The following is an 18,334-nucleotide window of genomic DNA, read 5'->3' as shown; positions in this document are numbered from 1 at the left end:
GGCAACGAAAAACGCCCCCGGGTGATCCCGGGGGCGTTTTCGGTCATTGCGGGAGATGCTCAGGCACGACCGCGGCGGGTGCGGACCTCCTGGAGCCGCTCGGCGAGGATGTCCTCCAGCTCGGCGATCGAGCGCCGCTCCAGCAGCATGTCCCAGTGGGTACGCGGCGGCTTGGCCTTCTTCTGCTCCGGCTCGGTGCCGTCGACCAGACGGGCCACGCTGCCGTCGAACTTGCACTCCCAGGTCGTCGGGACCTCGGCGTCGACGGCGAACGGCACCTCGAACTGGTGGCCCTTGGCGCAGAGGTACTCGCGGGTCTGACGCGGCGCGAGCTCCGTGTTGCGGTCGGACTCGTAGCTGACCGCTCCCAGCCGGCTACCGCGCAGCATGCGCTCGCCCATGATCGACTTCCCCTCGTTCGTGGTGCTGGTCTTCAGGTGTAACGACCGGTCACCGCTCGCCCATTCCCCGGCCCGCGGCGGCAGGGCCGTACGCGGGTCGGGAGTGTCAAGGGTAACCGGCCATGACAGCTGCCCGGCGGGGTCGTCCCCGGCCGGGCCGAATCGGTGGAGTGTTTCGCCTGTCAACGGGGATGTTACCCACCTGTTTGCGTGCCGGAGGTGACGATGAGCAGTGACGCGCCGGTCGGGGCCCGACCACCAGCCGGGAAGACCTTCTTCGGTCACCCCCGCGCGCTGTCCACGCTCTTCCTCACCGAGATGTGGGAGCGGTTCAGCTTCTACGGCATGCGGGCGATCCTCGTGCTGTACCTGACCGCCGCGGTCGCCGACGGCGGGCTGGACCTCGGCGAGTCCAGCGCCAACGCCGTGTACGGCACCTACAACGCCATGGTCTACCTGATGGCGCTGCCCGGCGGCTGGGTCGCCGACCGGCTGATCGGCGCGCGGCGCAGCGTGCTGTGGGGCGGCGTGGTGATCGCCGCCGGTCACTACGTGATGGCGATCCCCACCGGGTGGAGCGTGTTCGCCGGCATGGCGCTGATCGTGCTCGGCACCGGCCTGCTCAAACCGAACATCTCCACCATGGTCGGTGACCTGTACGAGCGGGACTCGCCGCGCCGCGACGCCGGGTTCTCCATCTTCTACATGGGCATCAACCTGGGTGCGTTCATCGCGCCGCTGATCACCGGCTTCCTCGGCGAGAAGATCAACTGGCATCTGGGGTTCGGCGCCGCCGCGGTCGGCATGACCTTCGGCGTGCTCCAGTACGTGCTGGGCCGCCGCAACCTCGGCGAAGCCGGCGCCCGCCCGGCGGACCCGCTGCTCGGCGCCGACCGGCGGCGCGCGCTGACCCGCGTCGGCGTGGCGAGCGTCGTGGTGCTCGCCGTCCTGCTGGTGCTGCTGGTGGCCGGCTGGTTCACCGTCGACACGGTGGTCAACCTGCTCACAGTGGTGACGGTGCTGGTGACAGTCGGCTACTTCGCGCGGATCCTCACCGACCGGGAGATCAGCGGCACCGAACGCAGCCGGATGAAGGCGTACGTGTGGCTGTTCCTGTTCGCCGCCTCGTTCTGGCTCATCTACGACCAGGCCGGGTCGGTGCTGAACATCTTCGCCGCCGACCAGACCGACCGGTCGGTGGGCGGGTTCACGTTCCCGGCGTCCTGGTTGCAGTCGGTGAACCCGATCCTCATCATCATCGGCGCGCCGCTGGCCGCCGCGCTGTGGCTCAAACTCGGCCATCGGGTGTCCACGCCCACGAAGTTCGCCGTCGGCCTGGTGCTCAACGGCCTGTCGTTCGTGCTGATGGCCGCCGCCGCGCAGGCCGCCGTCGGCGGCGACCTGGTCTCACCGCTGTGGCTGGTCGCGGTGTACGCGATCCAGGTCGCCGGTGAGCTGTCCCTGAGCCCGGTCGGCCTGTCCGCCACCACGAAACTCGCCCCGGTCAAGTACGCGAGCCAGATGCTGGGCCTGTGGTTCCTCGCCACCGCCGTCGGCGACGCCATCGGCGGTCAGGTGGCCCGGCTGGCCGGCACCTGGTCCCAGCCGGTCTACTTCCTGACCTTCGGGCTGGCCTCGGTGGTGCTGGGCCTGGCCGCGGTGATGTTCACCCGCCAGATCCGGCACCTGATGGCCGGCATCCACTGACAGCGCTCACCCCGCCGGGGTCGGCGGCAGCGGCAACGGCAGGCCGGGCAGCCCGTCGATGCTGGTGGCGACGTGGTCCTTGCCGGCGAAGTACGCGCTCAGCGACACGTCGTCCTCCCGGGCGAACCGCCGTTCGTGCAGGTCACGGTCGGCGTCGTAGGTCATGAACGGCACCGCGTAGCCGCAGGTGTCCCGGATCAGCTCGGCGCGCACCACGATGATCGCCCGCAGCCCGTGCGGACCCGGGTCGATGTCCGGGAAGTGGGCCAGCAGGCCGGACCAGCGCGGGTCGTCGCGGAACACCGGCTCGCCGCGCCCGTGCACCCGCACGATGTTCGGCGGGCCGGCGAACGCGCACCACATCAGCGTGATCCGGCTGTTCTCCCGCAGGTGGGCGATGGTCTCGGCGTTGCTGCCGGCGAAGTCCAGGTACGCCACGGTGTGCTCGTCGAGCACCGCGAAGCAGCCGCGCAGCCCTTTCGGGGAGAGGTTGACGGTGCCGTCACCGGACAGCGGGGCGGTGGCCACGAAGAACATCGGCTGCGCCTCGATGAAGTCCCGCAGCCGCCCGTCGATGCGCTCGTACGTCTTTCCCATGCCCCGATCCTCGCCGCCCGACCGGGTGCGGCGCTGCCCCGTTCCCAGCCCGTGGCCGCCTCAGCCGGTACGCGTGCCGAGCCGCGCCAGCGCCGTCGCCAGATCGCTCACCTGGTCGGCGAGTTGCCCGGCCCGGCGCTGCGCGGCGTCCCGGTCGGCCTCGATCACCGCCGTCCGCGCGGCCAGGTCGGCCGCCCGGGCCTCGGCGGCGCTCGCGGCCCGCCGCGCGTCGGCCAGCTCCGCGGCGACCGCATCCCGCTCGGCGGTACGAGCCGTAGCCTGCTCCACCGCGGCGGCCATGTCGGCACGGGCGCGCTCGACGGAAGCGGCAGCCTCGGCACGGACGGCCTCGATCGCCGCGCTCGCCTCGGCGCGGGCTCGTTCCAGCGCCGCCTCCGCGTCGGCGCGTGCCGCGACGGCGCGGTCCCGCTCGGCGAGGGCCTGCCGCGCGGCGGCGGCCTCGGCGTCGGCACGTTCGGCGGCGGTCCGGGCCGCGCGCTCCGCCTCGGCGGCCCGCCCCTGGGCGGCCTGCGCGTCGGCGCGCGCCCGGTCGGCCTCGGCGCGGGATTGTTCGGCCCGGTCCAGGGCCTCGGTGGCGGATCGGGTGGCCCGCTCGGCGTCGGCCCGGGCGGCGTCCCGCTCGGCGGTCAACTCGGCCGCGCGGCGGCGTTCGGCGTCACGTTCGGTGCGTACGGTGCGCAGTTCGTGCCGGGCCGCGTCGCGGTCGCGTTCGGCCTGCACCCGCAGCGCCTGCGCGGCACCCGCCTCGGCGCGCGCGGCGTCGCGGGCGTCCTCGGCCGCGGCGACCCGCTCGGCGGCGGCGGACGCGGTGGCCTCCGCCCGTTCGGCGCGGTCGGCGGCGGTGTCGCGGTCGGCGTACGCGGCGCGGGCCTGCTGCCGGTCGCGGGCCGCCGCGGCGGTCGCGTCCTCGGCCTCACGGCGGGCCTCGTCGCGTTCGGCGTGCGCGGCGGCGACCTGCGCCGACGTCTCCGCGCGCAGCTCGGCGAGCTGCCGCTCCACACCGGCCGGTGACAGTTCGGCGTGCAGCGCCTCGGTGAGCGTCTCCACGATCTGGTCGAGCCGGTCCACCGCCTCCCAGGTGCGCGCCACCTGCCCGGGCAGGCCGGGGGAGTTGCGGTGACGCATCCGCGAGTTGCGGGCGGCCCGCTGGCAGGCGCCGTCGTTGTCCCGGCAGTAGCGGAAAGGGCGGCCCGCGCCGACGCGCTGCGGCACGTCGCGTCCGCAGTGGGCGCAGGGTCGGGTGTCGGTGGCGGGCTCGGCGTCCATCGGGGGCGAAGTCTATCCGGCGGCGTCCGCCCGGGCCGCGCCGTCGAGGGTGTAGCGGCGTTGGAGCAGCACGGCGACCACCATCACGGCGGCGGGCAGCAGCCCGAAGCCGTAGCGCAGCGCGTCCAGCGCGGCCGGGGACTGGGTCACGGTCTGCCCGGCGGTCGAGGCCACGAACCCGCCGGCGGCGAGGCACAGCGCGTACGCGTAGGGGCCGAGCGCGGCGCCGGTGGCCTCGGTGGCGGTCCACACCCCGGTGTACGTGCCGGCCCGCTCGGTGCCGCCTGCCGCGCGGATCACGTCGGGCAGCATCGAGAACGGCAGCAGTTGCATGCCGGCGAACGCCACCCCGAGCACCGCCACGGCGGCCACCAGGACCGGCAGTCCGGCGGGGCGGCCGATCGCCAGCACCAGCGACCCGGCGGCGAACGCGGCCTGCCCGGCGAGCAGGGCACGTTGCTTGCCGATCCGCCGCGCCACCGCCAGCCAGCCCGGGGTGACCAGCAGCGCGGGTGCGACGAACGCGGCCACCAGCACGGTGGTGAGTCCGGGGCGGCCCAGTTCGTACTCGGCGTAGTAGGGCACCCCGGCGAGCACCAGGTGGGTGGTGGTGGACATGGCCAGGTACGCGCCGACCAGCCAGCGGAACTGCCGGTCCCGCAGGCTCGCCGCCAGCGCCCGCCACCCGCCCGGGCCGTGCGGCGGGGCCGTGTCGGCGGCGGTGCGGCGCAGCCGGCCGATCCCGGCGACGCCGACCAGCATCGCGGCGAGCATCCCGGCCGCCAGCACCACGCCCATCCGCAGGTAGCCGTCGCGTGTGGCGTCGTCGCCGCCGGCCAGCAGCGGCGCGAGCAGTCCGGAGACCAGGATGCCGAGCGTCAGCACCACCATCCGGAACGCCATCAGCCGGGTCCGCTCGTGGTAGCCGATCCGCAGGTCCGCCGGGGTCGCCAGGTAGGGCACCTGGTACGCGGCGAACAGCAGGTTGCCGGCGACGAAGAAGACCGCCACCCAGCCGGCCGCGGCGGCGCCGGTGAGGTCGCCGGGCACCGCGAACAGGGCGGCGAACGCCAGCGGCAGCGCGCATCCGGCCAGCAGCAGCCGGCGGCGGTGGCCCCGGCGGGCCTGCTCCACGTCGCAGCGGTGCCCGATCCACGGGTGCAGCAGCACGTCGGCGATCTTCGGCAGCAGCAGCGTGAGCCCGGCGAGCCACGGCGCGACCGCCAGCACGTCGGTCAGGAAGTAGAGCAGCAGCAGCCCGGGCACGGTGACCCAGACGCCCATGCCGAGTGAGCCGGTGGCGAACCCGACGAGCGGGCCGCGCGGCAGGGTGACCGCGTCGGAGCGCTGATCCAGCCCGGTCATGGCGGTCTCCTGTCCTCGGGGCGCGCCGCCCCCAATCCAACGGTTGCTGGATTGTAGGGGTAACAATGGCCGGATGACCATGCCTCGCCGCCGTCCGGGCCGGCCCCGCCGCGACGACCAGCGGCCGACCCGTGACCTGGTGCTCGCCGCCGCCACCGCGTTGTTCGCCGAGCGGGGCTTCGACGCGGTGAGCGTCCGCGACGTCGCCGCCGCGGCGGGCGTGGACGCGGCCACCGTCGTGCACCACACCGGCACCAAGGCGCAGCTCTACGAGGCCTGCTTCGCCCGGGTGTTCAGCGCCGAGCGGGAGGTCATCGAGGCAGCAGGGGAACGCGCCCGGGCGGCCCTGGCAGCGGGCCCGCAGGACGCGCTGCGGGCGCTGCACGACCTGGTGGACGTGTTCGTCGACTTCCTGGAGGACCGGCCGGAGACGACCGCGCTGTGGCTGCGCCGCTGGCTGGAGCCGCAGCGGCACGGCGAGCTGGACCGCCGCTACGCCGCCCCGCTGTACGGGCTGGTCGAGGAGCTGCTGGTGGCGGCGTCCGGGGCCGGCGCGCTGACCGAGCCGACCCCGCACGTGACTGTGCGTTCCCTGGTCTGGGCGGTGCACGGGCACGTGGTGGCGCTCGCCGCCGGGGCCGGCTCGGGGGCGCGGGAGCGCCGGGAGTTCCGGGCGTTCGTGCACCGGTTCCTCGACGCCCTTTACGCCGGCGGCCCGGGAGACACCCGCCCTTGACGCCGGCCCGCGCTCCAGGGATTATCCATCAGTCGTTGGATTAAGGAGGCGGGTATGGCCACACCCAGGGTCGCTGTCGTCGGCGCCGGAGCCGCCGGGCTGGCCACGCTCAAGGCGCTCGCCGACGCCGGTGTCCCGGCGGTGGCGTTCGAGGCGGCGGACACGCTCGGCGGCCTCTGGGTGTACGGCGCCCCCGGCTCGCCCGCGTACCGGACGCTGCACCTGAACACCAGCAAGGGGCGCACCGAGTTCGCCGACCATCCGATGCCCGCCGACTGGCCCGACTACCCCGACCACGCCCGCGTCGCCGGCTACCTCGGCGACTACGCCGACCGGTTCGGGCTGCGCGAGGCGGTACGGCTGCGGCACACCGTCGAGCGGGTCACCCGCACCGGCGACGGCTGGCGGGTGCGGGCCACCGGCCCGGACGGCCCGGTCGAGGTCGACGTCGAGGCGGTGGTGGTCGCCAACGGGCACAACCGGGTGCCGAAGCGACCCGAGCCGTACCCGGGCGAGTGCACCGCCGAGCAGATGCACAGCCATGACTACCGCGGCCCGGAACAGCTCGCCGGGCGACGGGTCCTCGTGGTCGGCGGCGGCAACTCGGCCATGGACATCGCCGTCGACGCGTCGTACGCCGCCGAACGCACGCTGCTGTCGCTGCGCCGCGGCGTGTGGGTGGTGCCCAAGTACCTGCTCGGCCGCCCGTCGGACACGCTCAACGGCGCGCTGGCCCGGCGGCTGCCGTGGCGGCTGCGGCAGCGGATCAGCCAGACCATGATCACCACTGCGGTCGGCCCGCCTACCCGGTACGGGCTGCCCGCACCGGCGCACGGCTTCCTCCAGGACCACCCGACGCTGTCCGACGCGCTGCTGTCCCGGATCACCCACGGCGACATCCAGGCCCGGCCCGGCATCGCCCGCTTCGACGGCGACCGGGTCGAGTTCACCGACGGCCGCCACGACGAGATCGACCTGATCGTCTGGTGCACCGGCTACCGGGTGGAGGTGCCGTTCCTCGACCCGGCGCTGCTCGGCGACGGCGCCGACCGGCTGCCGCTGTACCGGCACGTGTTCCACCTGGACGCCCCCGGGCTGGCGTTCGTCGGGCTCATGCAGTCCACCGGCGCGGCGTTCCCCCTGGTCGAGGCGCAGGCCCGGCTGGTGGCCGCGCGCCTGGCCGGCACCTGGACGCCACCGGATCCGGCCCGGCAGGCCGCCGCCTGCCGCGACGAGCTGCGCGCCGCCACCGCCCGGTGGGGGCAGCGCCGCCCGCACATGCGCGTCGACTTCGACGTCTACCTGGCCGAACTGGGCCGCGAACTGGCCGCCGGCCGGCGCCGCGCCGGAGCGGCCCGATGAGCGCGGCAGGCCGTGAGCGGACCGGAGTGAACGCGCCGGGCCGTGGCAGCGGGCTGGCCGGACGGCGGGTGCTCGTCACCGGCGCCCGGGGCACGTTCGGGCAGCACCTGGGCGCGGCGCTCACCGCCGCCGGCGCTCACGTGGTCGGGCTGGACCTGCACGCCGACCCCGACGTCACACCGCCGGTGCTCGGCGTCGACCTGACCGACCCGGCCGCGACGCCACCGGCGGTGGCCGCGGCCGTCGACCGGCTCGGCGGGCTGGACCTGCTCGTCAACAACGCCGGTGTCGGCGGACCCGCGCCCGCCGAGCTGCCGCCCGACGAGGTGGTACGCCGCCAGATCGAGGTGAACCTGCTCGCCGCCTGGCGCACCACAGCCGCCGCGATGCCGGCCCTGGAGGCGGCCCGCGGCCGGGTGATCTTCGTGGCCAGCCGGATGGCGGTGCTGCCGCTGCCGCTGGCCGCCGCGTACGGGGTCAGCAAGCGGGCGCTCGTCGCGTACGCCGACGCGCTGCGCCACGAAGTCGGCACCCACGTGGGCGTCAGCGTCGTCTACCCGAGCATGGTCGCCTCCCCGATCCACGACAGCACCGTGGCGGCCGGGCTGTCGCTGAGCGGGGTGTCCCGCCCGGAGCCGGTCGAGGGGGTGGTGGCCGCGATCCTGCGCGCCGCGACCGCCCGGCGCGCGCCACGGGACGTCGCCACCACCCGGCGCGGCCGGATCGAACTGGCGCTGGCCCGGCACGCTCCGGCGCTGGCCGACCGGATGGTGCGCCGTACCGTCGCCACAAGGCTGGCCGCCGGTGACCTGGACGGCGCGGCGCTGGCCGAGGGCATGGTCCGGCGGCACCGGCAGGACCGCCGGTAGCCTGCTCGCCATGGCCGTCTCGCCCTACATCGCCCGGCTGCGCCGCCACGTCGGCCACGACCTGCTCATGCTGTACGGCGTCAGCGGCGTGGTCACCGACGACGCGGGGCGGGTGCTGCTGGCCCGCCGGGGCGACAACGGCCGCTGGTCGGTCCCGGCGGGCACCGTCGACCCGGGCGAGCAGCCCGCCGACGCGCTGGTGCGGGAGGTCCACGAGGAGACGGGCGTGAAGGTGGCGATCGACCGGCTCGCCGGTGTCGCCACCCACCCGGTGGTCTACCCCAACGGCGACGCCTGCGAATACCTGAACATCTGGTTCCGCTGCCGGGCGGTCGGCGGGGCACCGGCGGCCGACGGCGACGAGTCGCTGGCGGTGGCCTGGTTCGCGCCGGACGCGCTGCCCGACCTGGACGACTGGGCGCGGCTGCGGATCGGCACCGCGCTCACCGACGACGCCCCGCCCTGGTACGCCGCGCCGGGACAGAGCCACCCGGCGCTGCACCAGCCCGACAATCTCTAGCCGAACACCATCTCGTACGGCCGGTCCGGGGCCAGCGTCACCGCACGGCGGCCGCCGGGCGCGTGCACGACTACGCGCTGCGCCACCGGCGACACCAGCCGCGCCCGCACCTGCCCCGGCGTCCAGGTCAGCTCCTCGACGGTGACCCGGCCCCGGCAGGTGATGCCGCGCAGCCTGCCCGAGGGCAGGCCCGGTAGCGGCGCGGGGAGCAGCCGCAGCGTTCCCGGGCGCGACTGCACCAGCGACTCGATCAGCACCGCCGGGAGCGCGTGCGCGGCGTCGGCGTTGTACGTGGTCCGGCCCGGGTTATGCGCGCTCATCAGCGACCGGAAGAAAATGTCCGCGCCGAGGATCTTGCGCAGGTTCGCCGCGACCAGTTCGCCGTCGCGCAGCCGGGCCGCCGCCAGCGCCCGGTGCAGGCTGCCGTGCGCGGACCGGTTCTCGTCGCCGCGCAGCGTCAGCGCCCGGTGCGCGGCGGCGGCCAGCTCCGGGGTGTCGTCCGGGTCGATCTCGTCCAGCGGCCACACCGGATAAAGGTGGCTGACGTGCCTGTGGTCCTCGTCGCCGGTGCTGCCCGGCCACGCCCACTCGGCCAGCGCGCCGCGCCCGTCCACCAGGTAGCCGGGCGGCCGCACCCCGGCCCACCGGTCCGTGCCGGTCACCTCGGCGGCCAGCCGCAACGCGTGCCGGGCGGCGGCGACGTCCATCGTGGCGTTGACCGCGACCGGCGCGACCCGGCCGGTGTCGTCGTACGGGCCGGTCTCCGGCGAGTACGACGGCACCAGCGCCGGCCGCCCGTCCACGACGGTCAGCACGTCGGCGAAGAAGTCCGCCACCTCGGCCAGCCAGCCGGCCACCTCGCCCAGCGGCTCACCGGTGACCATGTGGTGTTCGTGCAGCGGGTGCAGCAGCCAGTCCGCGCCGGCCAGCCACGCGGTGAACGGCCAGTCGGGGTGGACGTGGAACAGGTGCCCGTGCTCGCCGTCGGTGCGGCTGGGTGCCAGCAGCCCGCGCGCCGCGTACACCGCGTGGGCGTTGGCGCGCCAGTGGTCCACCTGCGCGGCGACCAGCCGGGCGTGCGCGGCTGTCACCTCCGGCAGCGCGCCCACGTTCGCGCCCGCCAGTTGCAGGTTCAGGTTCGCGTCGGTGGTGAAGTCACCGGCCCACGCGGCGTCCCAGGAGCCCAGCCACAGCCCGGTCAGCCGGGGCGGCAGCACCCCGCTGGCGCTGAACAGCAGGTACCGGCCGGAGTGAAACAGCCGTTCCAGCAGCGCCGGGTCCAGCCGGTCCGGCGCGGCGGCCTGCCGGGCCAGCAGCTCACCGACTGGTAGCGCCCGGTCGGCGGCGGGCACGCCGAGGTCCAGGCCGACCCGGGTGTACGGGCCGCGATGGCGCAGCACGTGCCGCGCCAGCAGCGTGTCGTAGTCGCCGGTCAGCGCGGCGAGCCGCCCCTCCGAGGCCCGGGTACGCCACGGCGGCGCGCCGGGCCGGTCCACGAGCGTGGTGAGCAGCGCCGGTCCGCGTACCCGCACCCGGTCGCCGTCGACGGTCACGTCGCCGCGCAGCAACGTCAGCCCTTCGAACCCGTACGCGCCGCCGGCGTCCGGATAGCGGGCGCGGACCCGCAGGAACACCAGCCCGTCGCGGCGGTACGCGGCGTGCTCGTAGACCACGTCGGCCGGCTTGCCGGGCAGCTCACCCGTCGCCCCGACCACGCAGTCGCCCTGGTCGAGGTGGAGCACCGCCACGTCGTCGGCGCGGGAGGCGAAGCAGCGCCGCCGCCCGCCCGACCAGTCGACGGTCACCTCCCCGGTGGTGAAGTCGGTGTCGCGCCGGTAGTCGCGTACCGGTCCGGGCGCGGCGTCGACTGTGAGCGCGTACCCGGGGTGGAACGACTGGGTCCACTCCAGTTCCCGGCCGCCGGTGAGCAGCCGGGCGGCCTCGGCCCGGCGTCCGGCGAGCACCAGCGCGCGGATGTGCGGCATCCGGCCGGCCAGCTCGGGCGCGCGGGCGTCCCGGGTGCCGTTCGGCAGGACGAGCCGGTGGTGGTTCACCACGATCCGTTCCGCGTGCGGCCGCCCGTGGACCATGAGTCCCAGCTCGCCGTTGCCGGTGAGGAACGCGTCCGTCCAGTCGTCGGCCGGTACGGTGTCGTGGATGCGGTGCGCCGTCACCGGCCGGCGCTGGTGTCCCGCACGGTGAGGTGCGGTTCCAGCAGCGTCACCTCCGGCACCGGCTCGCCGTTCAGGCGCCGCATCAGCAACGCCACCGCCTGCCGTCCGACCTCCTCGGCGGGCACCGGCACGCAGGTGAGCCCTGACTGCTCGGCCAGCTCGTCCGGGCAGATCGCGACCACCGACACGTCGCGGGGCACCCGGCGTCCCAGCAGCGGCAGCGTGGCGAGCACCGGCCCGACCGCCGACTCGTTCTGCACGACCAGCCCGGTGACGTCCGGGTGGTCGGCGAGCAGCGCCTCCAGGTCCCGGCGTACCGCGGCCGGTCCCTCCTCGCAGGGCCGGGTCACCGCGTCGACGCCGAGCCGCTCGGCCGCGGCGCGTACCCCGGCGCGGGTGCGGTGGGCGAACCCGGTGCCCCGGTCGTAGACCGCGGCGGGGGCGCCGAGCAGCGCGATCCGCCGGTGCCCGGCGGCGGCCAGGTGTTCCACGCACAGCTCACCGGCGCGCCGGAAGTCGAGGTCCACGCAGGCCAGCCCGGTGCTGTCGGCAGGGTGTCCGATCAGGACGCCGGGTAGCGCCAGCTCGCGCAGCAGCGGCACCCGGGAGTCCTCCAGCTCCACGTCCATCAGCAGCACGCCGTCGACGAGCGCGCTGCCGGCGATGCGGTGCAGCCCGGCAGGTCCCTCGTCGGCGGTGACCAGCAGCACGTCGTGGTCGTAGCGGCGGGCGGTGGTGACCACGGCGGTGGCGAACCGCATCACCACTGGCACCTGCATGCCGGTACGCAGCGGCAGCACCAGCGCGATCACGTTGGCCTTGCGGCTGGCCAGCGCGCGGGCCCCGGCGTGCGGGTGGTAGCCGAGCGCGCGGACGCTGGCGAGCACCCGTCCCCGGGTGGTGGCCGAGATGGTGCGTTTGCCGCTGAGCACGTACGACACGGTGCTGGCGGCCACTCCGGCGTGCCGGGCCACGTCGGCGATGGTGACCTGCTCACCCGGGGTCCGCCCGCTCACCGGACCGCCCCCACTCGTGAGCCCGCCGGCTCGGCGGTGGCGTCGCCGCCGGTCACTGTCAGCGCGCCGGCGAGCCGGATGTCCCGCGCGGACCGGCCGACCAGCACGGAGTGGACGGCGTCCTCCACCACCATCGCGGCGCGGGTCTCGTCCCACCAGGCCAGGTCGGCGGTACGCAGCCGCAGCGTCACCCGGGCGGCGCAGCCCGGGTCGAGCGTGACGCGGGCGAAGTCGCGCAACTGCCGCAGCGGCTGCTTGACCCGGGAGCGCCGCTGCCGGGTGTAGAGCTGCACGACCTCGGTGCCCGGGCGGCGGCCCGTGTTGGTGACCTCGACGCTCACCTCCACCTCCTCGCCGGCGCGCGCCGTGGTGGTGCTCAACCGGAGGTCAGCGTAGTCGAACGTGGCGTAGCTGAGCCCGTGCCCGAACGGGTACAGCGGCTCACCCCGGTGGTACAGGTACGTGGCGTCGGCGCCGATGACGTCGTAGTCGAGCAGGTCGGGCAGTTCGGCGGCGTCGGCGTACCAGGTCTGGGTGAGCCGCCCGCCCGGGTCGGCGGCGCCGAGCAGCACGTCAGCCAGCCCGTTGCCGTGCTCCTGTCCACCGTGGGCGCTCCACAGCACCGCCGGCACGTGCTCCTGCGCCCAGCCCACCGCGTACGGGTAGCTGCTCGTCAGCGCCAGCACGGTACGCGGGTTCGCGGCGTGCACGGCCCGCAGCAACTCGGCCTGGCCGGTGGGCAGCGCCAGGTCGGCCCGGTCCTCGGTCTCCCGGCCGTTGACCATCGGGTGGTTGCCGAGCACCACCACCGCCACGTCGGCTTCGGCGGCGAGCGCGGCGGCAGCGGCGGCCCCGTCGACGAGCAGCGTCACGGTGAACACGGCCGGGTCGCCGGTGGCGACGCTCAGCCGTCCGTCCGGTGCGACGCCGACGTGCCGACCGGTGGCGAGGTGGTGCAGCAGCGCGGTGCCGTCGGGCCGGTGGTGCAGGCGGAACGTCTCGCGTACCACCCAGCCGCCGGGTCCGTCGCGGTCGGCGACGAGGGCGCCGGTGTCGTCGGCGCCGACGTACCGGCCGGTGTCCACGGCGCGCAGCGCCACCACGTCCTGCCCCCAGTCGACCACGTCGAACTCGGCCGCTGTGTCGCCGAGCGCCAGCGGGCCGCCGTCGTGGCGTACCGCGCGGTCGCCGACGTGCAGGGTGATCCGGTCGGTGCCGGGGTGGGTGGTCACCTCGGGCAGGCGTCCGAGCAACCCGGCGTACGGGCTGATCGTGTACGGCGGGGTGCCGCTGTACCAGTCGGTGAGTACGGTGTCGGCGAGCGGGCCGAGCACCGCGACCCGGGTGCCGGGGCGCAGCGGCAGCAGGCCGTCGTTGCGCAGCAGCACCACCGACTGGCGGGCGGCCTCGCGGGCGAGTTCCCGGTGGGCGAGGCTGTCGAGCGTGTCCGGCGGCACGTCGTCGTGGGGGTCCGGGGCCAGGTCGCCCAGCCGCGACCGCACGGACAGGATCCGCCGTACCGCCCGGTCCACGTGGGAGGGCTCGATCAGTCCGCGCGCCAGCGCCTCGGTGAGGCGCTCCACTGTGGGGGCGGTGTCCTCGTCGTCCTCGGTGAAGCTGTCGATGCCGGCACGCAGCGCGGCGGCGAAGCCTGCCACGTGGTCGGGCAGGTACTCCTGCACGCCGGCGATGTTGCCGACCGCACCGGCGTCACCGACCACCATGATCTCGTCGTCGGCGTAGCCGCGCAGTTCACCCTCGATCAGCGGGCTCAGGTGCGCCGGTACGCCGTCGACCAGGTTGTACGACGCCATCACCGCCACCGCCGCGCCTGCGGCCAGGGGAGCGCGGAAGGCGGGCAGCTCGTACTCGTGCAGCACCCGGGGCGGCAGGTCGCTGGAGGTGGTGGCCCGGTCGGTCTCGTTGTTGTAGCCGAGGAAGTGCTTGAGCGTCGGCGCGGTCCGCAGCCGGATCGGGTGGTCGCCGCGCAGCCCCAGCGCGTACGCGGTGGCGAGCCGGCCGGTCAGCCACGGGTCCTCGGACCAGCCCTCCTCGTTGCGCCCCCACCGGGGGTCGCGCAGCGGGTTGACCACCGGCGCCCATACGTTGAGACCGACGCGGTCCGGGTCGGCCCGGTGCTTGACCCGCACCTCGTCGCCGACGGCGGCCCCGACCGCCCGGATCAGGTCCGGGTTCCAGGTCGCGGCCAGGCCGATCGCCTGCGGGAAGACGGTGGCGGTGCCGAGCCACGCGACGCCGTGCAGCGCCTCGGTGCCGGTGCGGAACGCGCGCAGGCCGAGCCGGGGCACCGGCGCCTGCCACTGGTGCAGCAGGCCGAGCTTCTCCGGCAGCGTGAGCCGGGCCAGCAGGTCGTCGAGACGGTGGGGGACGGGGTCGGTCATGGTGGGCGCCTCCGGTCGGCGTACGTGCTGCCGCTCGTTCGTCGAAGCGCTTCGACTAACGAGCCGGTGATGCGGCGGCGCGTACGCGAAAAGGGGTGGTGGTGGGGGTCGGCGGTGTCGGCCCGGAGCGGTGGTGAAGCGCTTCGACAACCGCCGAAAAACACGCCGCTTCGCAGGTTGCCCGGTCCCGGAACGCGGCGCTACCGAGGTTGACACCTTCCGGCGGGTGCGGTCAAGGGGTCATCCGGCGGGCAGGCGTCCCGCCTCCACTGTGGCCATTGCGGCGGTGGCCCCGCCCAGCGCGCCGGCTGCGGACCCGAGCGTGCTGGCCTCCAGCCGCACGCCGGGTGGGACCGGTGTGCGGGCGGCGAGTTCGGCGTGGGCGGCCGGCAGCAGCCACGGCGCGAGCGCCGCCAGGTGACCGCCGACCACCACCGCCTCCGGGTCGAGTAGCCCGGACAGCACCGACACGGCCTGCCCGAGCAGCCGGCCCATCTCGGTGAGCCCGGTCCGTACCGGCTCGTCCCCGGCGCGGGCCAGGGCCTGGATCCGTTCGATCTCCGGCAGGTGGTCGGTGACCGGCCCGGCGTCTGGTAGCAGCCGGCGGATCACCGCGTCCACGCCGAGCAGCGCGGTGAGGCAGCCGCGCCGCCCGCAGTCGCAGGCCGGGCCGTCAGCGGCCAGCGGCAGGTGCCCGACGTCCCCGGCGAAGCCCCGGCCGCCGCGCAGCAGCCGGCCGCCGCTGATCAGGCCCGCGCCGATCGCCGGGCCGCCGGTGAGGTGCACCAGATCGGTGGTGGCGGCGTACGGGCCGTGCCGCCGCTCGGCCAGCACGGCGAGGTTGGCCTCGGTGTCGACGGCGACGGGGAAACCCGGGTCGCGTAGCGCGCGGCGCACCGACGCCGCAAGCGGCACGCCGCGCCAGCCCAGCGCCGGGGCGGCCGGCACGTCGCCGTCGGGATCCACCAGCCCTGGTACGGCAACGGTCAGGCCGAGCACGGTGCGGTCGGCGCCGATCCGGGTGACGGCGCGCCGGACCAGCGCGGCGAGCGCCTTCACCGTCTCCTCGGGACCGGCGGTGGCGGCGGGGAACGCCCGTCGCCAGGTGAGCACCGGGTCGCCGCCCGGTCCGGCGGCGACCGCCACCAGTTCGTCCGCGCCGACGCGCAGGCCGAGCCCGACGTAGCGGGAGCCGTCGAGCACGAGCATGGTGGCCGGGCGGCCCACCCGGTTCTCGGTCAGCCCGGTCTCCCGCAGCAGGCCGTGCTCGATCAGCTCGGCGACCAGGCTGGAGACGGTGGCCTTGTTCAGCCCGGTGTGCGCGGCCACGTCGGCCCGGGAGCAGGGGGCATGCCGGCGGACGTGCCGGAGCACGGCGGCCCGGTTGGTCACCCGCACGTCGCCGAGGTCGGCCGTCGGCCGGTCGATGCTGATCACGTACTGCCCGCCTCCTGCGCCCGGCCCGAGTTCGGCTACAGCTTAAACTAAATGGGCGAGATTCCGGCCGGCCGGTCTCCGCCGCCGAACCACGGCGCGAACGGCGTCACCGGGACCGGCTCGCCGTCGAGCACCACCCGGCGCGGCGGATCCTCACCGACCACGCTGACCCGCCGTACGTCCAGCGGCCCGTCCACGCGTACACGCAGCGTGTCCCCGTCGCGCACGGCGGTGATCGTGGTGTCGCCGTCGGGGTCGTGCACCACGCCGTCCACGCCGTCCACGCCGCCCCAGGCCACCAGCGTGACGTCCCGGAACGCGCCGGTCCCGACCGTCGCCGCGGGCGCCACCGTGGGGATCAGCGCGCCGTGCCGCACGTACAGCGGCAGCCGATCGAGCGGCACGCTCACCCGCAGGTGCCGGCCGCCGGGGTGCCGCTGCCCCGTGTACGCGTCGAGCCAGTCGTCGCCCGCCGGCAGGTAGACGGCACGCTCGCCCGACGGGTCGAGCACCGGCGCCACCAGCAGGTCGGGGCCGAGGCGGTACTGGAGGTCGGCGGTCCAGGCGGCCGGGTCGTCCGGGGTGTCGACGAGCAGCGCCCGCAGCATCGGGCCGCCGGTGCGGGCGCTCGCCACCGCCGCCGACCAGAGGTACGGCAGCAGCCGGTAGCGCAGCCGCAGCGCGTCCACCGCGTGCCGTTCCGCCTCGGGCGGGAACTCCCACGGCAGGCGGCTGGTGGTGCCGTGCAGCCGTACCAGCGGGGAGAGCGCGCCGAACTGGGTCCAGCGCACGTACAGGTCCGGTTCGGGGGTGCCGTGGAAACCGCCGGTGTCGTGGCTCCAGAACGGCACGCCCGACAGCCCGTGGGACAGGCCGCCGCGCAGCGTGCTGGCCATGCCGGGCCAGGTGGCGTTGACGTCGCCGCTCCACTGGGCGCTGTGCCGCTGCCCGCCCAGGTACGACGAGCGCGCCCACACCGTGCGGTGCCCTGCGACCTCCTCGGTGACGTCGGCGACCGCGTCGTTGAACAGCAGCGCGTACACGTTGTGCAGTTCCACGCCGGTCATGCCGTTGTGCGCCACCGCGTCGGCCGGTACGCCCTCGGCGAAGTCGGTCTTGAACGCCGCGACGCCCTGCGCCAGCAGCGGCCGCAGCAGGCCCTGGAACCAGCGCACCGCCGCGGGGTTCGTGAGGTCCACGATGGCGCACTCCGGGTAGCTGCCGTGCCAGGTGTCGGCGACGTACGTGCCGCCGTCGGGGCGGCGCAGGAAGTACCCGGCGGCCTCGGCCTCGGCGTAGAGCGGGCTGCCGGTCATCAGGTACGGGTTCATCCACAGGCACACCCGGAAGCCCTGCTCGGTGAGGTCCTTGAGCATGCCGTCCGGGTCGGGGAAGGCGTCGGCGTCCCAGCGCAGGTCCGACCAGTGCCCGGCGACCTGCCAGTAGCAGTCGAGGTGCAGCACGTCGCAGGGGATGTCCCGCTCGCGGATGCGCCGGGCCCGTTCCAGCACGCGCTGCTGGCTGTCCGGGAAGAAGCCCGACGAGATCCAGGCGCCGAACGCCCATCTCGGCGGCAGGTACGGCCGCCCGGTCAGCGTGTCGAGCCGGTCGAGCACCCGCTCCGGGGTGGGCCCGGCCAGCACGTAGTAGTCGAGCAGGTCGTCCGGGACGAGGATCTGCACGCTGCTGTGGGTGCTCGCGCACACGTCGAACTGCACCGGCAGTCCGCTGTCGACGAGGACGCCGTAGCCGCGGTCGGACAGGTAGAACGGCACGTTCTTGTGCGAGCGGTCGGACTCGCCGCCGAACGCGTCGAAGTTCCACATCAGCGGTCGCTGGCCGCGCTTGTCCAGCGGCGTGAACTTCTCGCCGAAGCCGACGAACCGTTCGTCGCCGGGTGCGACGAAGCTCTCGTGCCAGGCCACCGGCTCACCGTCGACTGTGGAGCGGCCGAGCGGCAGCGTGCGGCGGCGACCGCTGATGTCCCGGGTGCCGCCGTCGGCGGCTAGCAGCAGCCGACCGTCGGGGGTGAGGAAGCGCAACCCCCACGGGTCCAGGCGCACCTCGGCGACCACGCCACCGGCACCCACCCGGACGCGCCCGTCGGTGACAGTCACCGTGGCCGGGTGCGGCTGCGGGTGGACCAGCGTCAGTGCCCGTGCGGACCGGCTGCGGACCGAGAGGTCGTCGGCGAGGCGTACCCGGATGATCCCGTCCCCGGCGGCCTCGACGCGCGCGGCGAGCGTGCGGCCGGACGCGCAGGTCGCGGTGAGCGTGACGCCGTGCGCATCGGTCGCGGCGACCTCGGCCCGCAGCACGTCGTCGGCGCCCTCCTCGCCGGGGGCGCGGACCGGCAGGTCGGGCGGGTCGGCCACGAACGTCTCGTACGGGACCAGCGGCGGGCGGTACGGCATGGGCGTCTCCTCGCGGCGTCCACGGGCGGTCCCGCCAGTTTCTTTGG

The 18,334-nt window shown here is 75.1% G+C and carries 14 protein-coding genes; 5 read left to right on the top strand and 9 right to left on the bottom strand.

Translation table 11 applies throughout. The annotated features are described in order from the left end of the window. Positions 1-59 precede the first annotated feature (59 nt). Positions 60-401: an RNA polymerase-binding protein RbpA gene (locus tag FB454_RS26630; protein ID WP_007070998.1), complete on the bottom strand. Its 342-nt coding sequence runs from the start codon at positions 399-401 to the stop codon at positions 60-62. 225 nt (positions 402-626) lie between these two features. On the opposite strand from FB454_RS26630, the gene FB454_RS26625 reads away from it, so the two are divergent. Then, complete coding sequence (locus tag FB454_RS26625) at positions 627-2,108, top strand: peptide MFS transporter (RefSeq protein ID WP_013476827.1); 1,482 nt, start codon at positions 627-629, stop codon at positions 2,106-2,108. Between the two features lie 6 nt (positions 2,109-2,114). On the opposite strand, the gene FB454_RS26620 is transcribed toward FB454_RS26625, so the two are convergent. The 3 genes from FB454_RS26620 to FB454_RS26610 are packed head-to-tail and all read right to left on the bottom strand — an operon-like array spanning position 2,115 to position 5,357. Next, positions 2,115-2,705, bottom strand: coding sequence for a pyridoxamine 5'-phosphate oxidase family protein (locus FB454_RS26620; protein ID WP_145823722.1), 591 nt, complete (start codon positions 2,703-2,705; stop codon positions 2,115-2,117). 60 nt (positions 2,706-2,765) lie between these two features. Then, positions 2,766-3,992 (bottom strand): hypothetical protein, encoded by a 1,227-nt coding sequence (locus FB454_RS26615; RefSeq protein ID WP_145823721.1) that lies wholly within the window; start codon positions 3,990-3,992, stop codon positions 2,766-2,768. Positions 3,993-4,004: 12 nt separating this feature from the next. Beyond that, complete coding sequence (locus FB454_RS26610; protein ID WP_091327827.1) at positions 4,005-5,357, bottom strand: MFS transporter; 1,353 nt, start codon at positions 5,355-5,357, stop codon at positions 4,005-4,007. Between the two features lie 73 nt (positions 5,358-5,430). Here FB454_RS26610 and FB454_RS26605 point away from each other — a divergent pair, with 73 nt between their 5' ends. Genes FB454_RS26605 through FB454_RS26590 form a run of 4 tightly spaced genes read left to right on the top strand, consistent with a single transcriptional unit; the run spans position 5,431 to position 8,844 of the window. Then, positions 5,431-6,093: a TetR/AcrR family transcriptional regulator gene (locus tag FB454_RS26605; protein WP_486485462.1), complete on the top strand. Its 663-nt coding sequence runs from the start codon at positions 5,431-5,433 to the stop codon at positions 6,091-6,093. Positions 6,094-6,147: 54 nt separating this feature from the next. Beyond that, positions 6,148-7,455, top strand: coding sequence for a flavin-containing monooxygenase (locus FB454_RS26600; RefSeq protein WP_145823720.1), 1,308 nt, complete (start codon positions 6,148-6,150; stop codon positions 7,453-7,455). Further along, positions 7,452-8,324: an SDR family NAD(P)-dependent oxidoreductase gene (locus FB454_RS26595; RefSeq protein ID WP_013286295.1), complete on the top strand. Its 873-nt coding sequence runs from the start codon at positions 7,452-7,454 to the stop codon at positions 8,322-8,324. Before FB454_RS26600 ends, FB454_RS26595 begins: the two co-directional genes overlap by 4 nt. Before the next feature lie 10 nt (positions 8,325-8,334). Further along, a complete protein-coding gene (locus tag FB454_RS26590) occupies positions 8,335-8,844 on the top strand; it encodes an NUDIX hydrolase (protein WP_013286296.1) in 510 nt (169 codons plus the stop codon). Here FB454_RS26590 and FB454_RS26585 read toward each other — a convergent pair. The 5 genes from FB454_RS26585 to FB454_RS26565 all read right to left on the bottom strand — a co-directional run bounded on the left by FB454_RS26585 (position 8,841) and on the right by FB454_RS26565 (position 18,287). Then, on the bottom strand, positions 8,841-11,018 hold the full coding sequence (locus FB454_RS26585) for a glycoside hydrolase family 95 protein (protein WP_145823719.1): 2,178 nt from the start codon (positions 11,016-11,018) through the stop codon (positions 8,841-8,843). The two genes, FB454_RS26590 and FB454_RS26585, sit on opposite strands and share 4 nt — an antisense overlap. Continuing rightward, positions 11,015-12,034 (bottom strand): LacI family DNA-binding transcriptional regulator, encoded by a 1,020-nt coding sequence (locus FB454_RS26580; RefSeq protein ID WP_013286298.1) that lies wholly within the window; start codon positions 12,032-12,034, stop codon positions 11,015-11,017. Before FB454_RS26580 ends, FB454_RS26585 begins: the two co-directional genes overlap by 4 nt. Then, on the bottom strand, positions 12,031-14,436 hold the full coding sequence (locus tag FB454_RS26575; protein ID WP_145823718.1) for a glycoside hydrolase family 3 C-terminal domain-containing protein: 2,406 nt from the start codon (positions 14,434-14,436) through the stop codon (positions 12,031-12,033). Before FB454_RS26575 ends, FB454_RS26580 begins: the two co-directional genes overlap by 4 nt. A gap of 240 nt (positions 14,437-14,676) precedes the next feature. Continuing rightward, a complete protein-coding gene (locus FB454_RS26570; protein ID WP_030272292.1) occupies positions 14,677-15,873 on the bottom strand; it encodes an ROK family transcriptional regulator in 1,197 nt (398 codons plus the stop codon). Positions 15,874-15,920: 47 nt separating this feature from the next. Continuing rightward, complete coding sequence (locus FB454_RS26565) at positions 15,921-18,287, bottom strand: TIM-barrel domain-containing protein (protein WP_145823717.1); 2,367 nt, start codon at positions 18,285-18,287, stop codon at positions 15,921-15,923. Positions 18,288-18,334: the final 47 nt, after the last annotated feature.

Source organism: Micromonospora sp. CNZ297 (assembly GCF_007827625.1).
The sequence above is the reverse complement of the archived record's forward strand: the minus strand, read 5'-3'. Positions and strand labels throughout refer to the sequence as shown.